This is a genomic window from Naasia sp. SYSU D00948 (assembly GCF_017916515.1).
Taxonomy (GTDB): Bacteria; Actinomycetota; Actinomycetes; order Actinomycetales; family Microbacteriaceae; genus Naasia.
Window position 1 is genome coordinate 1 of the sequence record NZ_JAFMTA010000001.1, and the last position, 19,789, is coordinate 19,789.

17 protein-coding genes are annotated in these 19,789 nt (G+C 72.5%); 3 read left to right on the top strand and 14 right to left on the bottom strand.

What is annotated here, in order from left to right:
* Positions 1-346: 346 nt before the first annotated feature.
* Positions 347-1,663 carry a tyrosine--tRNA ligase gene (gene tyrS, locus J3P30_RS00005; protein WP_210478704.1) on the bottom strand — a complete coding sequence of 439 codons (1,317 nt, stop codon included), beginning with the start codon at positions 1,661-1,663 and terminating at the stop codon, positions 347-349.
* Between the two features lie 121 nt (positions 1,664-1,784).
* Between tyrS and J3P30_RS00010 the strand changes: the two genes are divergently transcribed.
* Positions 1,785-2,420, top strand: coding sequence for a DNA-binding protein (locus J3P30_RS00010; protein WP_210478706.1), 636 nt, complete (start codon positions 1,785-1,787; stop codon positions 2,418-2,420).
* A complete protein-coding gene (locus tag J3P30_RS00015; protein ID WP_246852669.1) occupies positions 2,420-2,968 on the top strand; it encodes a hypothetical protein in 549 nt (182 codons plus the stop codon). Before J3P30_RS00010 ends, J3P30_RS00015 begins: the two co-directional genes overlap by 1 nt.
* 132 nt (positions 2,969-3,100) lie before the next feature.
* On the opposite strand, the gene J3P30_RS00020 is transcribed toward J3P30_RS00015, so the two are convergent.
* The 12 genes from J3P30_RS00020 to pheS all read right to left on the bottom strand — a co-directional run bounded on the left by J3P30_RS00020 (position 3,101) and on the right by pheS (position 17,459).
* Positions 3,101-3,904 carry an alpha/beta fold hydrolase gene (locus tag J3P30_RS00020; protein WP_210478712.1) on the bottom strand — a complete coding sequence of 268 codons (804 nt, stop codon included), beginning with the start codon at positions 3,902-3,904 and terminating at the stop codon, positions 3,101-3,103.
* Between the two features lie 125 nt (positions 3,905-4,029).
* Positions 4,030-4,785, bottom strand: coding sequence for an SDR family oxidoreductase (locus tag J3P30_RS00025; RefSeq protein WP_210478714.1), 756 nt, complete (start codon positions 4,783-4,785; stop codon positions 4,030-4,032).
* A 127-nt stretch (positions 4,786-4,912) separates the two neighbouring features.
* Positions 4,913-5,539, bottom strand: coding sequence for a DNA-3-methyladenine glycosylase (locus J3P30_RS00030; RefSeq protein WP_210481776.1), 627 nt, complete (start codon positions 5,537-5,539; stop codon positions 4,913-4,915).
* A 106-nt stretch (positions 5,540-5,645) separates the two neighbouring features.
* Positions 5,646-7,076 (bottom strand): argininosuccinate lyase, encoded by a 1,431-nt coding sequence (gene argH / locus J3P30_RS00035; RefSeq protein ID WP_210478716.1) that lies wholly within the window; start codon positions 7,074-7,076, stop codon positions 5,646-5,648.
* Positions 7,077-7,084: 8 nt separating this feature from the next.
* Positions 7,085-8,281, bottom strand: coding sequence for an argininosuccinate synthase (locus J3P30_RS00040; protein WP_210478718.1), 1,197 nt, complete (start codon positions 8,279-8,281; stop codon positions 7,085-7,087).
* Positions 8,282-8,340: 59 nt separating this feature from the next.
* Positions 8,341-9,267, bottom strand: a complete 927-nt coding sequence (argF, locus tag J3P30_RS00045; RefSeq protein ID WP_210478721.1) for an ornithine carbamoyltransferase — start codon at positions 9,265-9,267, stop codon at positions 8,341-8,343.
* 36 nt (positions 9,268-9,303) lie between these two features.
* Entirely contained in the window at positions 9,304-10,497 is a 1,194-nt protein-coding gene (locus tag J3P30_RS00050) for an acetylornithine transaminase (RefSeq protein ID WP_210481777.1), read from the bottom strand.
* Complete coding sequence (gene argB, locus J3P30_RS00055) at positions 10,497-11,411, bottom strand: acetylglutamate kinase (RefSeq protein WP_210478723.1); 915 nt, start codon at positions 11,409-11,411, stop codon at positions 10,497-10,499. The genes J3P30_RS00050 and argB overlap by 1 nt, the downstream gene beginning before the upstream one ends.
* A gap of 1 nt (position 11,412) precedes the next feature.
* Positions 11,413-12,564, bottom strand: coding sequence for a bifunctional glutamate N-acetyltransferase/amino-acid acetyltransferase ArgJ (gene argJ / locus J3P30_RS00060; protein WP_210478726.1), 1,152 nt, complete (start codon positions 12,562-12,564; stop codon positions 11,413-11,415).
* On the bottom strand, positions 12,561-13,616 hold the full coding sequence (gene argC / locus J3P30_RS00065) for an N-acetyl-gamma-glutamyl-phosphate reductase (protein ID WP_210478728.1): 1,056 nt from the start codon (positions 13,614-13,616) through the stop codon (positions 12,561-12,563). The genes argJ and argC overlap by 4 nt, the downstream gene beginning before the upstream one ends.
* Before the next feature lie 247 nt (positions 13,617-13,863).
* Positions 13,864-16,395, bottom strand: a complete 2,532-nt coding sequence (gene pheT / locus J3P30_RS00070) for a phenylalanine--tRNA ligase subunit beta (RefSeq protein WP_210478731.1) — start codon at positions 16,393-16,395, stop codon at positions 13,864-13,866.
* Positions 16,395-17,459: a phenylalanine--tRNA ligase subunit alpha gene (gene pheS, locus J3P30_RS00075; protein ID WP_210478733.1), complete on the bottom strand. Its 1,065-nt coding sequence runs from the start codon at positions 17,457-17,459 to the stop codon at positions 16,395-16,397. Before pheS ends, pheT begins: the two co-directional genes overlap by 1 nt.
* Before the next feature lie 254 nt (positions 17,460-17,713).
* Here pheS and J3P30_RS00080 point away from each other — a divergent pair, with 254 nt between their 5' ends.
* The gene (locus J3P30_RS00080; protein WP_210478735.1) at positions 17,714-18,799 is read left to right on the top strand and encodes a spore photoproduct lyase family protein; all 1,086 of its coding nucleotides are present in this window, start codon (positions 17,714-17,716) and stop codon (positions 18,797-18,799) included.
* A 28-nt stretch (positions 18,800-18,827) separates the two neighbouring features.
* On the opposite strand, the gene J3P30_RS00085 is transcribed toward J3P30_RS00080, so the two are convergent.
* Positions 18,828-19,628 (bottom strand): RNA methyltransferase, encoded by an 801-nt coding sequence (locus J3P30_RS00085; protein ID WP_210478737.1) that lies wholly within the window; start codon positions 19,626-19,628, stop codon positions 18,828-18,830.
* Positions 19,629-19,789: the final 161 nt, after the last annotated feature.

Sequence of the window (19,789 nt, forward strand, 5' to 3'; positions counted from 1 at the left end):
CGCTGTTGAGTTCTCAAGGATCGGACGCACCCCACACCCCAGCCTTCCGGCCTCGGTCATGAGGGCAACTGCTCCAAATTGTGAGCTCCCGCCTGCCCGGGTCCTGGTGTGCGCGGCACACCGGCCTCGGGGCTTCGGAGGAAGCCATCCATCCTAACTCCGGAGCCGTCGATCCGCAAGGGATCGGGGCTTCGTTGAGGAGGAGGTTTGTCCCGCTTGAGGCCGGGGAGCTCTTCGGCTCTCCCGCACCTTTGGGGCGACGAGGGACTACATTACGTTCCCGTTCCGCGGGCCACAAGTTTCCCTGCGGCCCGGGCGTGTCACGCCTGTCCCCGGTCTCGGTGCGTCAGGAGGCCGGAACCCCCGCCGTCTCCAGGAAGACCCCGGCGAGAGTCCTCTTCCCCCGGCGGAGCACCGCCACTCCCCCGGCGAGCGTCCCCGCGGCGAGAGTCGCCGCCTCGTCCGTCACCTTGACGTTGTCCAGGTAGACGCCGCCCTGGGCGATGGCTCGGCGGGCCTCACTGAGGCTGCTGCAGAGTCCGGTGTCCGCGAGAGCCTGAGCGACCGTGGTGGACGCGGGCGTCGTCGTGTGGGGGATCTCGCGCAGAGCGCCGGCAAGGACATCGGGATCGATGGCGGACAGGTCTCCCTGTCCGAACAGCGCCTCGGAGGCGGCGATCACCCCGTCGGTCGCGGCCTCGCCGTGGACGAGGGCGGTGACCTCCCGCGCGAGCGTCCGCTGCGCCTTCCGCCGGAAGGGCGCCTCGGCGACGGCCCGCTCGAGCGCGGCGATCTCCTCCCGGGAGAGGAAGGTGAAGACCTTGAGCCGGTCGATGACATCCGCGTCGTCCGTGTTGACCCAGAACTGGTAGAAGGCGTAGGGACTCGTGAGCTGCGGGTCGATCCAGATCGCGTTGCCCTCGCTCTTGCCGAACTTGGTGCCGTCGCTGTTGGTGATCAGCGGCGTGCCGATCGCGTGCACGGACGCACCTTCCACCCGGTGGATCAGGTCGGTGCCGCTCGTGAGGTTCCCCCACTGGTCGCTGCCGCCCGTCTGGAGCACGCAGCCGCGGGTGCGGTACAGCTCGAGGAAGTCGAGCCCCTGGAGGATCTGGTAGCTGAACTCCGTGTAGCTGATCCCCGCGTCGGAGTTGAGCCTCGCGGCCACCGCATCCTTCTTGAGCATCGTGCCCACCCGGTAGTGCTTCCCGATGTCGCGCAGGAAGTCGATCGCGGACAGCGGGGCGGTCCAGTCGAGGTTGTTCACCATCTGCGCCGCGTTGTCCCCCTCGAACGAGAGGAAGCGCTCGATCTGCGAGCGCAGGGCGCTCACCCACTCGGCGACCAGCTCTTTGGAGTGCAGCGTCCGCTCCGCGGTGGGCCGGGGATCGCCGATGAGTCCCGTCGACCCTCCGACGAGCCCGATGGGCCGGTGCCCGGCGAGCTGCAGCCGGCGCATGGTCAGCAGCTGCACCAGGTGACCGAGGTGCAGGCTGGCGGCCGTCGGATCGAAGCCGCAGTAGAACGTGACGGGCGGGCCGGACAGCAGCTCGCTCAGCCGGTCCTCGTCGGTGGAGACGGCGACGAGTCCCCGCCACCGGAGCTCGTCCCAGATGGAGGGGAACGAGCGATCGTTCGACTGGCTGTTGAGGTCCGCAGGCACGGACCTACGCTAGCAACGGCCGCTCGGTCGCCCGGCCGGACGGGCAAGGCCCCGTGCTTGCCGCACCGCCGGTCAGGCCTGTCGGCTTGATCGGTCCGGATCAATGCGCCATACTTGAGCGATGTTCGTACTCACCGTGGACCAGGTCGACAGCCGCAACGCGGAGGACCGCGTCCGCTCGGCCATCGACATCGTCACGGATCAGTTCGGGGAGGAGCTGGTGCTGCCTCCCGAGCGGAGCGCCGGCGACGAGTTCCAGACCCTGACCCGTGACGCCCATACCGCCCTCGCCGTGGTGCTGGCTCTGACCCGGCGAGGACACTGGAGCGTCGGCCTCGGCGTCGGCCCCGTCCGCGAGCCGCTGCCGGAGAGCGTCCGCGAGGCGACCGGTCCCGCGTTCGTCGCGGCGCGATCCGCGGTCGAGCAGGCCAAGAAGGCTCCGCACCGCTTCTGGCTCGTCGCGGACGGCCGGGGGCTGCTCGACGGGGAGGGCGTCCGCGCACTGCTCGAGCTGGTGCTCGCGGTTCGCGCCCGGAGATCCGACGAAGGCTGGGAGGTGATCGACCTGCTGAGGGACGGCCGAACGCAGGCCGCGGCAGCCGAGGTCCTCGGGATCAGCCCGCAGGCGGTGAGCCTGCGACTCTCCGCCGCGCAGTGGCGCCTCGAGGAGGCCGCCCTGCCCGCCCTCGTCCTACTCTTGGAGGATCTCGACCGCGGAGTGGTCCGCTCGACGATCCCCTCGCCAGGAGCGCCATGATGCCCGCCGTTCTGTCCGTGCTCTACGTCGTGCTGCTCGTGCTCGTCATGGCAGGGGCCGCGACGCTGAGCGTGCTGGCATGGTGGCGCCCGACGGTGCCCTACGCGGCAGCCGCCTCCGCGGCAGTGGCCTCGGGTCTGCTGCTGGCGGCGATCCCCGCGGGCGATCTCGGCTTCGGCGTGACCGCGCTCGTGACGGCGCTCGCGCTGGTGGCCGCGGTCGTCGGCGGAGGGCCGGCGGCGACCGTCGCCCTCAAGGTCGCGACGCGCGATTCGGTGCTGGAGGGCGTCCACGGAGGGATCCTCGAACACGGCGGCGAGGTGCTCCGCGGCGGCATGATGATCGGCCTGCTCGAGCGCCTGGCGCTTGCGGGCCTGATCCTCGCCGGCTTCCCCGAGGGCCTCGCGGTCCTCGTCGCGGTGAAGGGCGTCGGGCGCTTCGGGGAGTTCGAGTCCCCGGCATCCCGAGAGCGGTTCATCATCGGCACCTTCGCGAGCCTGATCTGGGCCGCGGCCTGCGCCGGCATCGCGGTCCTCGCCCGCGCCTGACGCCGCGCGCTTCTGCGCGGATCAGGAGAACACTCGCGGATCAGGGCCGCCACCGGGACCCGCACGCCGTTCAGGAAGACACGCCGTGCCTGGTGCTCGTTGTCCTGATCCGCGCAGCCTCCGGGCGCGCGGTCAGGCGGGGAGCTGCGACAGGAACGCCAGCACCGCGCGGTTGACGTCCTGGGGCGCCTCGCCGTTGACGCCGTGCCCGGCGCCCGGGATGACCGTCATCCGGGCGCCCGGGATCCGCGCCCGCAGGTCGGCGGCGACCGGCACCGGCGACCGCTCGTCGAGCTCGCCGGACACGAGCAGCGTCGGCACGTCGATCGTGGGCAGCATGCCCCGGAGATCGAGCGGGAGGAACGCACGGGCGACCGGCGCGAAGGCCGCCGGTCGCGAGTCCCGGAGGATCCCCATCGCCTCGTCCCGCAGCGACGCCGCGGCATCGCTGTAGACGCTGCGGAGGAAGTCGCCCGCCCAGTCCTCGACCGGGGTCGCGAAGGCCGCCTCCGTCCACCTCGTCCGTCGCTCCACCTCCTCCGGCGGCAGCGACCCCCTCCACCCGGCGTAGGCACTCATGAGAAGCAGGCTCCGCACGACCGCCGGATGTTCGTGGTACACCACCAGCGCGCACATCGACCCGAACGAGAGTCCGCCGAGGTGCGCGGCCTCGAGTCCGAGGGCGTGGAGGAAGCCGGCGACGACATCGGCGTAGTCGGTCACCCGGAACCCCGGCGGAGGATCACCGGAGGCCCCGCAGCCGGGACAGTCCATCGCGATGACATCGAGCTCCTCGGAGAGGCCCTCCAGCTGCGGCCGCCACTCCCGGCTGTCGCTGAACGCCCCGTGGAGCAGCAGGAGCGGCGGTCCTCGGCCCGCGCGGCGGTAGCCGATGCGAAGGCCGTCCACCTCGACCGTCCGGGTCTCCGGGATCATGCCGACAGGATGCGGTCGCGCGCTGGGAGTCCGGGCAGAGCCCCGCTCGGGCGTCTCGATCGGCCAGGCCGCACCGCGATCCGTGTCCTCGCCGCCGCTTCAGCACCGGGCGGGAGGGCGAACCCTCAGACCGGCAGGCGTCCCTTCGGGTAGCCGCCGTTGCTGTACAGGAGCTGCCCGTTGATCCACTGTCCGGCCTCCGACAGCAGGAAGCGGACCAGGTTGGCCGTGTCCTCCGGCGTGCCCAGGCGTCCGGTCGGCTGTGCCGCGAGGCCCGCCTCCCGGATCTCGTCGGTCATCCAGCCGGTGTCGACGGGGCCGGGATTGATGACGTTGGCGCGCAGCCCCGTATCGCCGAGCTCGTGCGTCGCCGCGAGGACGAGGCGGTCGAGCGCCCCCTTCGTGGCGCCGTAGGGGACGTTGCCGACGGTGTGATCGCTGGTGAGCGCGAGGACTGCGCCACCCGTGCTCGGCAGCTGCCGGGCGAAGCCGGCGATCAGGAGCCAGGACGCCCGGACGTTGACCGCGTAGTGGCGGTCGAAGCTCTCGACGGACGTCGTGAGGATGCTCGAGTCGACGCTCTCGCAGTGCGACAGGACGAGTGCGTCGAGCGGACCAAGCTCGGCATGCGCCCGCGTCACGAGCTCGCCCGCCTGGTCGGGCCGCTCGAGGTCGGCCGGGAGCAGGACGACCTCGGCGCCGCGTCCGCGGAGCTCCGCCGCGATCCGCTCGGGGTCGTCGGGCCCGCCCTCGAGCCCCATCCGGCGGTCGTACGGGGTCCAGTACGAGAGCGCCAGGTCCCAGCCGTCGTCCGCCAGGCCCGCCGCGATCCCGGCGCCGATGCCGCGCCGCCTCCCGACGCCGGTGATGAGAGCCCTCATCCGGCCATCGTGGCATGGGCCGGCGCGGGTGCTGCGGACACCCGCACCCCGCACCCGGTCGCGGGTGTCCGCACGGCCCGCGCACCGCACGGCGCCCGCCACGGCGGACCTCCGCAGGTGGCGGCCGTCAGCCCCGTTTGCGCGGAGTGTGCGCCCGGTACGGCGAGACCGTCGGGTCGCCCGGGAGGTAGAACCGCCACGGGAACACGTGCGTCCCGCCCTCGCCGGACACCCCGGTGCGGGGGCTCACCGCGTACTCCGCGACCGGCGTCGCCGGGAACTCCAGCAGGTAGGGGTCCGCGAACACGTCGGAGCCGCCGTCGCTCAGCGGGATGCCCATGGCGACCGCGAGGCGAGCGGGACCGCGCGCGAGGTCGCGGGAGGCGACGGCGGCACCGCGACGGGCGCGCGCGAGCTCCTCGCCCTCGACGATCTCCCCCGCCCGCAGCAGGCATCCCGCCGCCCGCCCCTCGGGCAGGCAGACGATGTTCGCGCACACGTGCATGCCGTAGGTGAAGTAGGTGTAGAGATGCCCGGACGGCCCGAACATCACCGAGTTGCGCCGGCTCTTGCCGCGGTGAGCGTGCGATCCGGGATCGCGGCCCTCGCCCGAGTAGGCCTCGACCTCGGTGATCCGCAGCGAGACGACGCCGTCCTCACCCCGGCGCGTGAGGACGGCCCCGAGCAGCAGCGGCGCGACCGTCTCGGCGGGGCCGTCGAGCACGGACCGGTCGAGGGCGGCGTGCGTGCTCAGAAGAACGTGCCCCGCGAGATCGACACGAGGATCGCGGCCACGACGACGAGCGACGCGAGGATCGCGACCAGGATCACGAGCCAGTTCCGCGGCTCCTGACCGTCGCTCACAGGGTGTCCCCCGCGAGAGCACGGATGCGTCCGGTCAGCGTCGCGAGCTGCTCGCGGACCCGGTCGGGCGCAGTGCCGCCGACGCCGTCCCTGCTCGCCACCGAGCCGCGCACCGTGAGCACCTCGCGCACCTCCGGCGTGAGGTGCGGGGAGACGGCCGCGAGGGCGGCGTCGTCGAGGCCCTCGAGCCCGACGCCCGCCTGCTCCGCGGCGCGCACGAGCGCGCCCGTGATCTCGTGCGCCTCGCGGAAGGGAACCCCCCGCTTCACGAGCCACTCGGCGACGTCGGTCGCGAGCGAGAAGCCCTCCGGCGCCAGGGCGGCCATCCGCTCCGTGTCGAAGTGCAGCGTCGCAACCATGCCGGTGAACGCGGGCAGCAGCACCTCGAGGGTCTCGATCGAGTCGAAGACCGGCTCCTTGTCCTCCTGCAGGTCGCGGTTGTAGGCGAGCGGGAGGCCCTTGAGCGTCGCGAGGAGCCCGGCCAGGTTGCCGATCAGCCGCCCGGACTTGCCGCGCGCGAGCTCGGCGATGTCCGGGTTCTTCTTCTGCGGCATGATCGACGAGCCGGTGGAGTAGGAGTCGGAGAGCGTCACGAACCCGAACTCGCGCGTGTTCCAGAGGATGATCTCCTCCGCGAGCCGCGACAGGTCGACGCCGATCTGCGCCGCGATGAACGCGAACTCCGCGACCACGTCCCGCGACGCGGTCCCGTCGATCGAGTTCTCGACGACGCGCGAGAAGCCGAGCTCCGTCGCCACCGCCTGCGCGTCCAGGCCGAGCGTGCTGCCGGCGAGGGCGCCCGCCCCGTACGGGGAGGCGTCGGCGCGCCGGCCCCAGTCCGTGAGGCGCTCCAGATTGCGGACGAGCGGCCAGGCGTGGGCGAGCAGGTGATGGGCGAGCAGGACGGGCTGGGCGTGCTGCAGGTGCGTGCGGCCCGGCAGGATCGCCCCGAAGTGCCGGTCCGCCTGGGCGGCGAGGGCGTCGATCAGGTCGACGAGGAGGCGCGTCAGCGTGCCGGCGTGGTCCCGGAGGAGCATGCGGACGAGTGTGGCGACCTGGTCGTTGCGGCTGCGGCCCGCGCGCAGCTTGCCGCCGAGGTCCGGGCCGGCGCGCTCGATGAGGCCCCGCTCCAGGGCCGAGTGCACGTCCTCGTCCGACGGCTCCGGCAGGAAGGCGCCCGACACCACGTCCCGCTCGAGCCGGTCGAGCGCGTCGACCATGGCCGCGAGCTCATCGGTGCTCAGGTATCCCGCCGCCGACAGGGCGCGTGCGTGCGCCCGCGACCCGGCGAGGTCGTAGGGCGCGAGCCGCCAGTCGAAGTGCGTCGAGCGGCTCAGCGCCTCGAGCTCGGGCGCCGGGCCCGAGGTGAAGCGCGCACCCCAGAGCGCGCCCTCGCGGGCGGCTCCCTCGTCGATCTCGTCGGCCATCGGCCCCGCTATCCCTGCAGGTCGCGCTTGCCGGAGATCCTGCTGGGGAGCGACCAGATCTCGATGAAGCCCTTCGCGAGCGACTGGTCGAACGTGTCTCCGGTGTCGTAGGTCGCGAGGTTGAAGTCGTAGAGGCTCTGCTCGCTGCGGCGCCCCGTGACGACCGCGCGGCCGCCCTGCAGGGTCAGCCGGATGTCGCCCGAGACGTGGCGCTGCGTGTCGTCGATGAAGACGTCGAGGCTGCGCTTGAGCGCCGAGAACCAGAGGCCGTCGTAGACGAGCTCCGACCACCGCGACTCGACGCCGCGCTTGAAGCGCGCGAGGTCGCGCTCGAGGGTCAGGTTCTCGAGCTGCTCGTGGGCCTCGATGAGCGCGATCGCGGCGGGCGCCTCGTACACCTCGCGGCTCTTGATGCCGACGAGCCGGTCCTCGACCATGTCGATCCGGCCGACGCCGTGCTTGCCCGCCACTGCGTTGAGCTGCTGGACGGCCTCGAGCGGACTGACGGGCTTCCCGTCGATCGCGGTCGGGACGCCCTCGGTGAAGGTGACCACGACCTCGTCGGCCGGCTTCTGCTCGGCCGGGTCCTGCGTGTACTCGTACAGGTCCTCGATCGGCGCGTTCCACGGATCCTCGAGGAAGCCGGTCTCGACCGCGCGGCCCCACACGTTCTTGTCGATGGAGTAGGGGTTCTTCTTCGACTGCTGGATCGGCAGGCCGTGCTCCTCGGCGTAGACGATCGCCTTGTCGCGCGTGAGGGCGAGGTCCCGGACGGGCGCGATGCTCGTGAGATCGGGCGCCAGTGCGGCGACCGCCGCCTCGAAGCGGACCTGGTCGTTGCCCTTGCCGGTGCAGCCGTGGGCGACGCTGTCCGCTCCGAGCTCCTTCGCGACCCGCGCGAGGTGCCGGGCGATCAGCGGGCGGCTCAGCGCGGAGACGAGCGGGTACTCCTTCTGGTACATCGCGTTCGCCTTGAGCGCGGGCATGAGGAAGTCGGCCGCGAACTCGTCCTTGGCGTCGACGACGACGGACTCCACGGCGCCGCAGTCGAGGGCGCGCTGGCGGATGTCCTCCATGTCCTCGCCGCCCTGGCCCACGTCGACCGCGAGCGCCACGACCTCCTTGCCGGTCGCGTCCTTCAGCCAGCCGATGCCCACCGAGGTGTCGAGTCCCCCGGAATAGGCGAGCACTACGCGTTCTGCCACAACTCTCCTTCTGTGCGTCCTATCAACCCTAAGCGCCCGGCTCCCCGGGTCCGGACGGCCTACTGCTGCTGGCGCAGGAGCCAGACGAGCAGGGCCTTCTGGGCGTGCAGGCGGTTCTCCGCCTCGTCCCAGATCACGCTCTGCGGCCCGTCGATCACGGCGGCGTCGACCTCGTAGCCCCGGTCGGCGGGCAGGCAGTGCAGGAACAGGGCGTCCTGGGCGGCGGCGCCCATGAGCTCCGGCGTGACCTTGTAGCCGCCGAGTGCGCGGATCCGCTCCGCCTTCTCGTCCTCCCGGCCCATCGACACCCAGGTGTCGGTGACGACGACGTCGGCTCCACCGACCGCGGCGAGGGGGTCGGCGAGCACGGCGACCGTGCCGCCGGTCCGCTCGGCGATCGCGGCCGCCCGCTCGACGACGGCCTCGGCGGGCTCGTACTCGATGGGCGCCCCGATCCGCACGTTCATCCCCGCGGTCGCCCCCGCCAGGAGGTAGGACTGGGCCATGTTGCTGGCCCCGTCGCCGAGGAACGCGACCGTGAGGCCCGCGAGGCTCCCGCGGTGCTCCCGGATGGTGAGCAGGTCGGCGAGGAGCTGGCACGGGTGGAAGTCGTCGGAGAGCGCGTTGACGACGGGCACCGTCGTCCCCTCCGCCATCTCGACGAGCCCGGCCTGGCCGTAGGTCCGCCAGACGATCGCGGCGACCTGCCGCTCGAGCACGCGGGCCGTGTCGCTCGGCGACTCCTTGCCGCCCAGCTGGCTGCTCGCCGTGGAGATGATGAGGGGGTTCCCGCCGAGGTCGGCGATGCCGACCGCGAAGGACACGCGCGTCCGCGTCGACGACTTGTCGAAGATGACGGCGACGGTCTGCGGACCCGCCAGCGGCTTCTGGGCGAACCGGTCGCGCTTGAGCTCGACGGCGAGATCGAGGATCTCCGCCTGCTCGTCGGGCGTGAGGTCGTCGTCGCGCAGGAAGTGGCGGGTCATGTGTCTCCGGATCAGCTGTTCGGTGGGTCGCGGGCGTCAGAGGTCCGCGAGAGCGCGCGAGAAGCGGTCGCGGAACTCCTCGAGCTCCTCGTCGCCGACGATCAGCGGCGGGACGATGCGCAGGCTCGACGCGTTCGGCGCGTTGAGGATGAGACCGTGCGCGAGGCAGCGCTCGGCCACCTCGGCCGCGCGGTCGTCCGCGATGCCGACGCCCACCATGAGCCCGCGGCCGCGGGTCTCGGTGACGAGCGGCGATCCGATCCCCTGGATCGCCTCCCGCAGCTGGACGCCGCGGACGGCCGCGTTGCGGACCAGGTCCGCCCGCTCGATCTCCTCGAGGACGGCCCCGGCCACCGCGGTCGCGAACGGGTTGCCGCCGAAGGTGCTCCCGTGATCGCCGCGCTGCAGCAGGTCGCTCGCGCGCCCGAAGGTGACGAGCGAGCCGATCGGGATGCCGCTCGCGATGCCCTTCGCGATCGTGACGGCGTCGGGACGGATGCCGTCGTGCTGGTAGGCGAACCAGTCGCCGGTGCGCGCCACGCCGGTCTGGATCTCGTCGACGATGAGCAGCGCGCCGTGCTCCTCGGTGAGCTCCCGCGCCCGGCGGAGGTAGCCGTCCGGCAGCGGCACGACGCCCGCCTCCCCCTTGATGGGCTCGACGACGAGGGCCGCGACCGAGTCGTCGAGAGCGTCCTCGAGGGCCTCGATCGTGGAGTCGATGTGGTCCACACCCGGCACCATCGGCCGAAACGGGTCCTGCATGGTGGGCTTGCCGGTGAGGGCGAGCGCGCCCATGGTGCGGCCGTGGAAGGAGTTCTTGAGGCTGAGGATCCGCGAACGGCCGTCGGTGGAGTTGCGGCGCGCGAGCTTGAACGCCGCCTCGATCGCCTCCGCCCCCGAGTTGCCGAAGTAGGCGCGGCCGCCCTCCCCCGCTCCGGTGAGCCGTCGGAGGGTCTCGGCGAGGTCGATCTGCTGCGGTGTCGCGAAGTAGTTGGAGACGTGCACGAGGGTCGCCGCCTGCCGCCCGGCAGTCTCGACCACGACGGGATGCGCGTGCCCCAGCGAGTTGACCGCGATCCCGGCGAGGAAGTCGAGGTAGCGGCGTCCGTCGACGTCCCACACCCAGCAGCCCTCGCCGCGCGCGAGCACGAGCTGCGGGGTGCTGAGCGTGCGCATCAGGGCGACGCGGTGCCGCTCGGTGTAGGCCTGCGCGGCCTCTGCGGTGTGCATCACGGCACGACCTCCGTTCCGATCCCGCTGCCCGTGAAGATCTCGATCAGGATCGAGTGCGGCACGCGACCGTCGATCACGGCCGCCTTCTCGACGCCGTTCTCGACCGCTTCCAGGCAGGCGGACATCTTGGGGATCATCCCCGCGTCGAGGCTCGGCAGCAGGCTGCCCAGGCGGGACGCGGTGATGTGGGAGACGAGGGAGCTGCGGTCGGGCCAGTCGCTGTACAGCCCCGGCACGTTGGTCAGGATCACGAGCTTGGCGGCCCGCAGCGCGACCGCGAGAGCGGCCGCGGCCGAGTCGGCGTTCACGTTGAGGGTCTGGCCCGGCTCGGCGCCGTCGGGAGCGATCGAGGAGACGACCGGGATGTGACCCGAGTCGAGGAGCGCGAGGACCGGATCCGGGTCGACGGAGTCGACGTCGCCGACGAGGCCCAGGTCGACCTCGACCCCGTCGACCACCGCGCCGCGGCGCTTGCCCGTGAACAGGCCCGCGTCCTCGCCGGAGATGCCGGCGGCGAGCGGGCCGTGCTCGTTGATGAGGCCGACGATCTCGCGGTTCACCTGGCCGGTGAGGACCATGCGCACGACCTCCATCACCTCGGGGGTCGTGACGCGGTAGCCGCCGCGGAACTCGCTCGGGATGTCGAGGCGCTCGAGCATCGCGGTGATCTGCGGACCGCCGCCGTGCACGACCACCGGCTTGATGCCGACGTAGCGCAGGTAGACCATGTCCTCGGCGAACGCCCGCATCAGCTCGGGGTCCTCCATGGCGTTGCCGCCGAACTTCACGACGACGATGTGCCCGGCGTACCGCTTGAGCCAGGGCAGCGACTCGATGAGGGCGTCGGCGCGCGCGGCGGCGACGGCGGGGTCGGTCTGCTGGAGGGGCAGGGAGTCGGAGGCGGCGGTCATGTCAGCTGGAGTACGCGCTGTTCTCGTGGACGTAGGCGTGCGTGAGGTCGTTGGTCAGGATGGTGGCGACGGCGGACCCGGCGTGCAGGTCGATCAGGACGGTGACCTCGCGGGGCGCCAGGTCGACGGCGCTGCGCGGCTTGTCGGGCGCGCCCTTGTGGCACACCCGCACGCCGTTCATCGAGACGTCGACGTTGTACGGATCGAACTCGGCGGTCGTGGTCCCGATCGCGGCGAGCACCCGGCCCCAGTTGGGGTCGTTACCGAAGACGGCGGCCTTGAAGAGGTTGTTGCGCGCGACGGACCGGGCCACCTCGACGGCCTCGTCCTCGGTGCGCGCGCCGATCACCTCGATCGCGATGTCGTGGGACGCGCCCTCCGCGTCGTGCTGCAGCTGGCGCGCGAGGCTCGCGCAGACCTCGATGAGAGCCTGGCGGAACTCCTCAGCGTCCGGGGTCACGCCGGACGCGCCGGACGCGAGCAGCGTGACCTGGTCGTTCGTCGACATGCAGCCATCGGAGTCGAGGCGGTCGAACGTGACGCGGGTCGCGGAGCGCAGCGCGGCGTCGAGCGCGGCCTGATCGACGACGGCATCCGTCGTGAGCACGACGAGCATGGTCGCGAGGCCCGGCGCGAGCATCCCGGCGCCCTTCGCCATGCCGCCGATGGCCCAGCCGCCGCGGCGCACCTCGGCGATCTTGGGCACGGTGTCCGTCGTCATGATGGCGCGCGCGGCGTTCGCCCCGCCGTCGGCGGACAGGCTCGCGGCCGCGGCGCCGACGCCCGCCAGGACGCGCGCGCGGTCGAGCTGCTCCCCGATCAGCCCGGTCGAGCAGACGAGGACGTCGCCCGCGCTGACGCCGAGCTGCGACGCCACGGCCTCAGCCGTCGCGTGCGTCGTCTGGAAGCCCTGCGTCCCGGTGAAGCAGTTCGCCCCGCCCGAGTTGAGGACGATGGCGGAGGCGACGCCGTCCGCGATGACCTGCTGCGACCAGAGGATCGGGTTGGCCTTCGCCCGGTTGCTCGTGAACACGGCCGCGGCGTGCTGGAGGGGCCCCCGGTTGACGACCAGGGCGACGTCCGGGCCGCCGCTGGCCTTGAGGCCCGCCGCGACGCCCGCCGCCTCGAATCCCGCCGGTGCGGTGACGGTCATGGCGCGACTCCGTCCAGGGGCAGGCCCAGGGTCTCGGGGAGACTGAGCGCGATGTTGAGGGACTGCACGGCGGCGCCCGCGGTGCCCTTCACGAGGTTGTCGACCGCGGCGACGACGATCACACGGCCGGCGGTCGCGTCGACGGCGAGCCCGAGCAGGGCGGTATTGGCGCCCAGCACGTCGGCCGTGCGCGGGAACGCCCCCTCGGGCAGCAGCTGCACGAAGGGCTCCCCCGCGTACGCGGTCTCCCACGCGGCGCGGACGTCCTCGGCGCTCACGCCCGGCGCGAGCATCGCGGTGGAGGTGGCGAGGATGCCGCGGGACATCGGCACGATGGCGGGGGTGAAGGAGATCGTCGACGTCTCCGCCCCGGCCCACCGCAGCGCCTGCTGGATCTCGGGGATGTGCCGGTGCCCGCCGCCCACGGCGTAGGGGTTCGCGCTGCCGAGGATCTCGCTCGCGAGCAGGTGCGACTTGAGTGCGCGTCCGGCGCCCGAGGGCCCGACGGCGAGGACGCTGACGATGTCGGTCGGCAGGATGACGCCGGCGGCGATGCCGGGCGCCAGGGAGAGGGCGACCGTGCTCGCGTTGCAGCCGGGGGCGGCGATCCGGGAGGCGCCCGCGAGCCGCTCGCGCTGCTTGACGGTGCCCCCGGCGGTCCTCAGGAGCAGCTCCGGGACGCCGTAGGCCCACGGCTCGGCGTGGTCGCCGCCGTAGAACGCGGCCCAGTCGTCCGCGGACTCGAGCCGGTGGTCCGCGCCGCAGTCGACGACGACCGCGTCCGGTGACAGCTCGGCGGAGATGGCCCCGGAGGCGCCGTGCGGCAGCGCCAGCAGGACGACGTCGTGGCCGGCGAGGGTATCCGGCGTCGTATCGGCGAGGACCAGGTGCGAGAGCGAGCGCAGGTGCGGCTGCACCTCGCCGAGCGCGCGCCCCGCCGAGGAGTGCGCGGTGACCGTGCGCACGTCGAACTCGGGGTGGGAGGCGAGCAGCCGCAGGAGCTCTCCGCCTGCGTAACCGGACGCCCCTGCGACGGCGACGGTCAGAGGCATGCATTCAACCTTAGCGAGAACGGCGTGCCGCCCCTTGCCCCCTTGCTTCGGCGGCCGGGCGGCGCGGGTGGCCGTGGGCGTGTGCGGTGCGCGCGCTGCCGAGCGCACCCTTCCACACCGAATGCGCCCCGGAACACCGAGCGCACCCCGTGTCCACGGTGCATCCGGTGCTTCAGGGCGCACTCAGCGGCGCCGACCGCGCCCCGCCGGGTCGCACACGCGCCAGGCCGGCACCCCGCCGCGCGGGCTACTCCCGGAGGGACGCCCCGAAGCGCTCGGCCGCGACCGCGACGCCCGCGAGCTTCGCCGCCGTGGCCTCGGCCGCGGTGAGCGTCCGGTCCTCCGCGCGGAAGCGCAGCGCGAACGTGAGCGACTTGGTGCCCTCCGGGACGCCGGGGCCGCGGTAGTCGTCGACGAGGCGGATGTCCTCGAGGAGCTCCCCCGCGCCCTCGGCGACCGCGCGCAGCACGTCGCCGGCCGGCACGTCCATAGTCACGACGAGCGACAGGTCCTGCGTCGCCGCGGGAAGGGCCCGAATCGGGACGGCGTGCGGGTCCGGATCGGACAGCGCGATCAGCCGGTCCAGGTCGAGCTCGGCCGCCGCGACGACGGCGGGAAGATCCGCCGCCTCGGCCACCGCAGGCAGGAGTTCGCCGGCCCAGCCGACCGTCTCCTCGCCCGCCGGGCCGTCCACGACGATGCGAGCGGTGCGGCCCGGGTGGAACGCCTGGTGCCTGCCCTGGACGGCGCGCACGGGCACCCGGAGCGATGCGGCGACGCGCTGGACATCCGTGAGCGCGTCCCGCCAGTCCGCCGGGATCGCGTCCTGGCCGACCTGCTTGGGCACCGCGGCGCCGGTCAGGACCGTGGCGACGTGCCGAGGCTGCGGCGGGATACCGGCCTCGATGCTCGCGAGCACCTCGCGCGTGGGCAGCGCGGCGATCGGCGGGATGTAGTCGGTGCCGTACTCGATGCCCGGCTCCGGGCGGAAGGTCGCGCCGACCTCGAAGAGGTGCAGGTCGACGAAGCCGCGCGAGCGGTTCCGGTGCGCGATCTCGAGCAGGCCGGGCAGGAGCGAGGTGCGCAGGAACGGCGCCTCGGCGTCGAGCGGGTTCGCGAGCCGGACCGCGGGGACCTCGCCCGCCTCCGGCGACCCGAACAGGTCGTTCTGCTCCCTCCGCACGAACGGGAAGGCGAGCACCTCGACCGCGCCGTTCGCGGCGAGCATCTGGGACACCGACCGCCGCAGCTTCTGCGAGCGGGTGAGGCCGCGGCCCGGAGGCGCGACGGGAAGGACGGACGGGATGCGGTCGTAGCCGGCGAGGCGCGCCACCTCCTCGGCGAGCGACGGCGCGTCCACGAGGTCGGGCCGCCACGTGGGCGGCGTGACGCGGAGACCCGCCGGGTGCTCCTCCACCTGGGCGCCGATCCGCGCGAGAGCGGAGCGGATCTCCTCCGCGGAGTAGTCGACGCCGATCAGGCGGGCGACGAAGCCCTCGGGCAGCTCGACAGGGGCCGGCGGCTCGAAGCTGTGGTGGCCGGAGCCGAGGGGGTCGACGGTGCCGCCCGCGAGATCGACCAGCAGCTGGACGACCCGCGCGGCCGCCGCCTCCGCGACGGCGGGATCGACGCCCCGCTCGAATCGCTTCGAGGCCTCACTCGGCAGCTTGTGCCGGCGCGCGGTCCGTGCGATCGAGACGGGGTCGAAGTTGGCGGCCTCGATGAGCACGTCGCGGGTGGTCTCGCTGACCTCGGTGGTCGCGCCGCCCATGACACCTGCGAGCCCGATGGGACCGGAGTCGTCCGTGATGAGGAGGTCCTCGGGCGAGAGCGTGCGGATCTGCCCGTCGAGGGTCTCGAGGGTCTCCCCCTGCTCGGCGCGGCGCACGACGATGCCGCCCGCCAGCTTGTCGAGGTCGTAGGCGTGGATCGGCTGGCCGAGCTCGAACATCACGTAGTTGGTGATGTCGACCGGCAGCGAGATGGACCGGACGCCGGCGAGCCGCAGGCGGGACGCCATCCACGGCGGGGTGGGACGCGTCGGGTCGATACCGCGCACGACGCGCGTCACGAAGACGCTCGCGCCCACGCGCCCGCGGATGGGCGCGCGGTCGTCGATGGTGACGGGGAACCCGTCCCCGGGCACGGCGAGCGGCAGAGCAGCGGGATCGCGGAAGGTCGCTCCCGTGGAGTGCGAGTACTCGCGGGCGATGCCGCGCACCGAGAACGCGTAGCCCCGGTCCGGCGTGACGTTCACCTCGACGGCGGCGTCGTCGAGGCCGAGGAGGGAGAGCGCGTCGGTGCCCGGCTCGGGGTCGAGGCCGAGGGTCGACAGCACCAGGATGCCGCTGTGCTCGTCGCCGAGGCCGAGCTCGCGTGCCGAGGCGATCATGCCGTCCGACACGTGGCCGTACGTCTTGCGCGCGGCGATGGGGAACGGCCCCGGCAGCACCGCGCCGGGCAGGGTCACCACGACCTTGTCGCCGACCGCGAAGTTGTGCGCGCCGCACACGATCCCGCGCACGTCCGCGCCGCCGTCGGCGGAGCGCTGCCCCTCGGGGGCCACGCGGACCTGGCACCAGCGGATCGTCTTGCCGTTCGACTGCGGCTCGTCGGCGTACTCGAGCACCTCGCCGACGACGACGGGACCCGTCACGTCGAACCGGTGCTCCGCCTCCTCCTCGAGGCCGACCTTGACGAGGGCGGCGTGGAGGTCGGCGACGGTGGTGCCCTCGGGCAGGTCGACGTACTCGGCCAGCCAGCTGATCGGGACTCGCATCAGCCCACCATCCCGAACTGGGCGCTGAAGCGGATGTCGCCCTCGGCCATGTCGCGCATGTCGTTGAGGTCGTTCCGGAACTGGAGGGTGCGCTCGATGCCGGTGCCGAAGGCGAAGCCCTGGTACTCGTCGGGGTCGATGCCCGCGGCGCGGAGGACGTTGGGGTTCACCATGCCGCAGCCGCCCCACTCGACCCAGCGCGCGCCTCCCTTGGCGGCCGGGTGCCACACGTCCATCTCGGCGGAGGGCTCGGTGAAGGGGAAGTAGTTGGGGCGCAGGCGGATGCGCGCCTCGTCGCCGAACATGATCCGGGCGAAGTGCTCCAGGGTTCCGCGCAGGTGCGCCATCGTGAGGCCCTTGTCGATCGCGAGCCCCTCGAACTGCGAGAAGACGGGAAGGTGCGTCGCGTCGAACTCGTCCGTCCGGTAGACGCGTCCCGGGCAGAGGACGTAGACCGGGAGGTCGCGCTCGATCAGCGAGCGCACCTGGACCGGCGACGTGTGCGTGCGCAGCACGAGGTGGCGCTCCGGCGGGGCGACGAAGAACGTGTCCTGCATTGCCCGGGCGGGGTGGTCCTCGTCGAAGTTGAGCGCGTCGAAGTTGAACCACTCGTGCTCGAGCTCCGGACCTTCCGCGATCTCCCAGCCCATGCCGACGAAGATGTCGGCCACCTCCTCCTGGAGCAGCGTCAGGGGATGCCGGGCGCCGGGCTGCCAGCGGGTGGACGCGGCAGTGACGTCGACCTGCTCGGCTGCGAGCCGGGCGGCCGTCTCCGCCTCGGCGAGCTCGGCCTCGCGCTGGGCGATCGCCTGGTTCACCCGGCCGCGCGCGCTGCCGACGAGCTTGCCCGTCGCGGCCTTCTCGGGTCCGGGGACCTGCCGGAGCAGGGAGTTGAGCTTCGCGAGCGCGGACGCCTCACCCGCGTGGGCGGTGCGGGCGGCCTTCAGCTCCGCGGTGCTCGAGGCGCCGGCGACAGCCGCGAGGGCCGCCTCGACCGCGGACTCGACGGCCTCCTGCGAGATGGGATTGCCGCCGGAGGGGGCGGGGGAAGGTGCGTCGGACACGGTCCCCGAGTCTACCGAGTGCCTTCCGGCGCGATCTCCGACCTGCGGCGGGAGCAGCGGCGTCTCGGCTGGGGAGGACCCGACTCTCCTTGCGCTCAACAGGCGGGATCTGCGTCGACAGCACGACACGCCGTGGGGCGACCTGGTGGAGGAGTCTCCGCCTGTTGAGCGCAAGGTGCTGGGCGCCGGGTGGCGCGACGGTCCCTGCGGCGGCACGGCAGTCGATGTCGGTGGTCCCGGCGACACTGAATGGGATGAGTCCCACCGTCAGCGAGCAGCGCACGAGACCCCTGCTCGACATCACCCGCATCTACTACGAGCGCGCGGCCGCCGAGCTTCCGCGCGGCCAGGAGATCCTCGCGCGCTGGCCCGGCGCCGACCTCGTCGAGGTCGAGAGCCACTGGCGCATCCCGGAACTCCACGGCGACGAGGCCAACGTCCGCCGCTGGGTCCGCATCAAGACCGAAGCGCTCGTGCTGGGCGTCAAGAAGGGCGTCGCCGTTCGGCCCAACGGACGCAGCGCCGACTTCATCGCGCCCTCGACGGCCAATGGCTGCGCCATGGCCTGCGCGTACTGCTACGTCCCGCGCCGCAAGGGCTACAGCAACCCCATCACGGTCTTCGCGAACATCGACCAGATCGCCGGCAGCATCCACCGCCACATCGGGCGGCAGGGCGTGAAGGCGGAGCCGAACCAGTGCGACCCGCACGCCTGGGTGTACGACATCGGCGAGAACAGCGATTGCTCGGCCGACGCGCTCGTGAGCGACAACGTCCGCGACCTCGTCGACCTGTTCAAGTCCGAGCCGACCGCGAAGCTCTCGTTCGCGACGAAATTCGTCAACCGGGACCTGCTCGAGTGGGACCCGCAGGGCCGCAGCCGCATCCGGTTCTCTCTCATGCCGGCGCCTATGGCGAAGCTCGTCGACATCCGCACCTCCCCGATCCCGGAGCGGATCGCGGCGATCAACGACTTCGTCGAGGCGGGGTGGGAGGTCCACGTCAACTTCTCCCCCGTGATCGTCGCCGACGGCTGGCTCGACGAGTGGCGCGACCTGTTCGACCAGCTCGACGGGGCGCTCAGCGAGCGGGCGAAGGCGCAGCTGTCGAGCGAGGTCATCTTCCTCACGCACAACGAGCAGCTGCACGAGGTCAACCTCGGCTGGCATCCCAAGGCCGAGGAGGTGCTCTGGCGACCCGACCTGCAGGAGAACAAGATCTCGCAGAACGGCGCGCTCAACGTCCGCTACAAGTCCGGGGCGAAGCGGGGATATCTCGCCCAGTTCAAGGCGCTCGCGGGCGAGGGACTGCCGTACTGCGACATCCGGTACGCCTTCTGACCAGGCGCCTGGGGCGACACCGCGATCGCTAGGAGCGCTGGGCGAATGCGCTCTCGTACAGGCAGACGGAGGCGGCGGTGGCGAGATTCATCGACTCCGCCGATCCGTAGATGGGCACGGCGACAGCGCGGTCCACCAGCCGGAGATCCGCGTCGGACAGCCCGTGCGCCTCGTTGCCGAACACCCACGCGGTGGGGGCGGCGAGGAGCCCCGCCGTGCGAGCGTCCAGCAGGTCGTCGCCCTTGATGTCGGCCGCGAGGATCTGCAGTCCGGCCTCCCGCGCTCTGTCGGTCACCGCGGCGAGGTCCGCGCCCACCGCGATCGGCACGTGGAAGAGCGAGCCGGTGGTGGCGCGCACGACCTTCGGGTTGTAGAGGTCCACGGTGCGGCCGGTGAGCACCACGGCGTCCACTCCGGCGGCGTCGGCCGCGCGGATGATCGTGCCGGCGTTGCCGGGATCCCGCACCTCCTCGAGCACCGCCACGAGCCTCGGCTGATCGGCGAAGATCGTGCGGACCGAGATCGGGAACTGGGCGCACACGGCGACGAAGCCCTGGGGCGTCACGGTGTCGGCCATCGCCTCGAGCACCTGCTCGGTCACGAACTGGATGTCGAGCTCGGCGCGCCGGGCCGCGTCCGCGAGAGCAGGATGCCGCTCCAGCGCCGTCGGCGTGGCGTAGAGCTCGAGGACGAGCTCGGGCCGCCAGGTCAGCGCCTCTCCGACCGCCTGCGGCCCCTCGAGGAGGAAATGCCCGGTGTCGGTGCGCGCCGCCTTGTTGGCGAGCTTCGCGACCGCCCGGACGCGCGGCGACCGGGGGTTGTCGAGCATGTGCTCAGCCTACTGACGCCCCTCGGCGCCCCTGAGACGCATCACCGGGACGTGCGCGGATCAGGAGATCCGCCGCGACACGCCGCAGCCGGTCCTGATCCGCGCCGGATTCGCCGGGTCCGTCCTGATTCGCGTGGAAACTCCTGATCCGCGAAATGCCC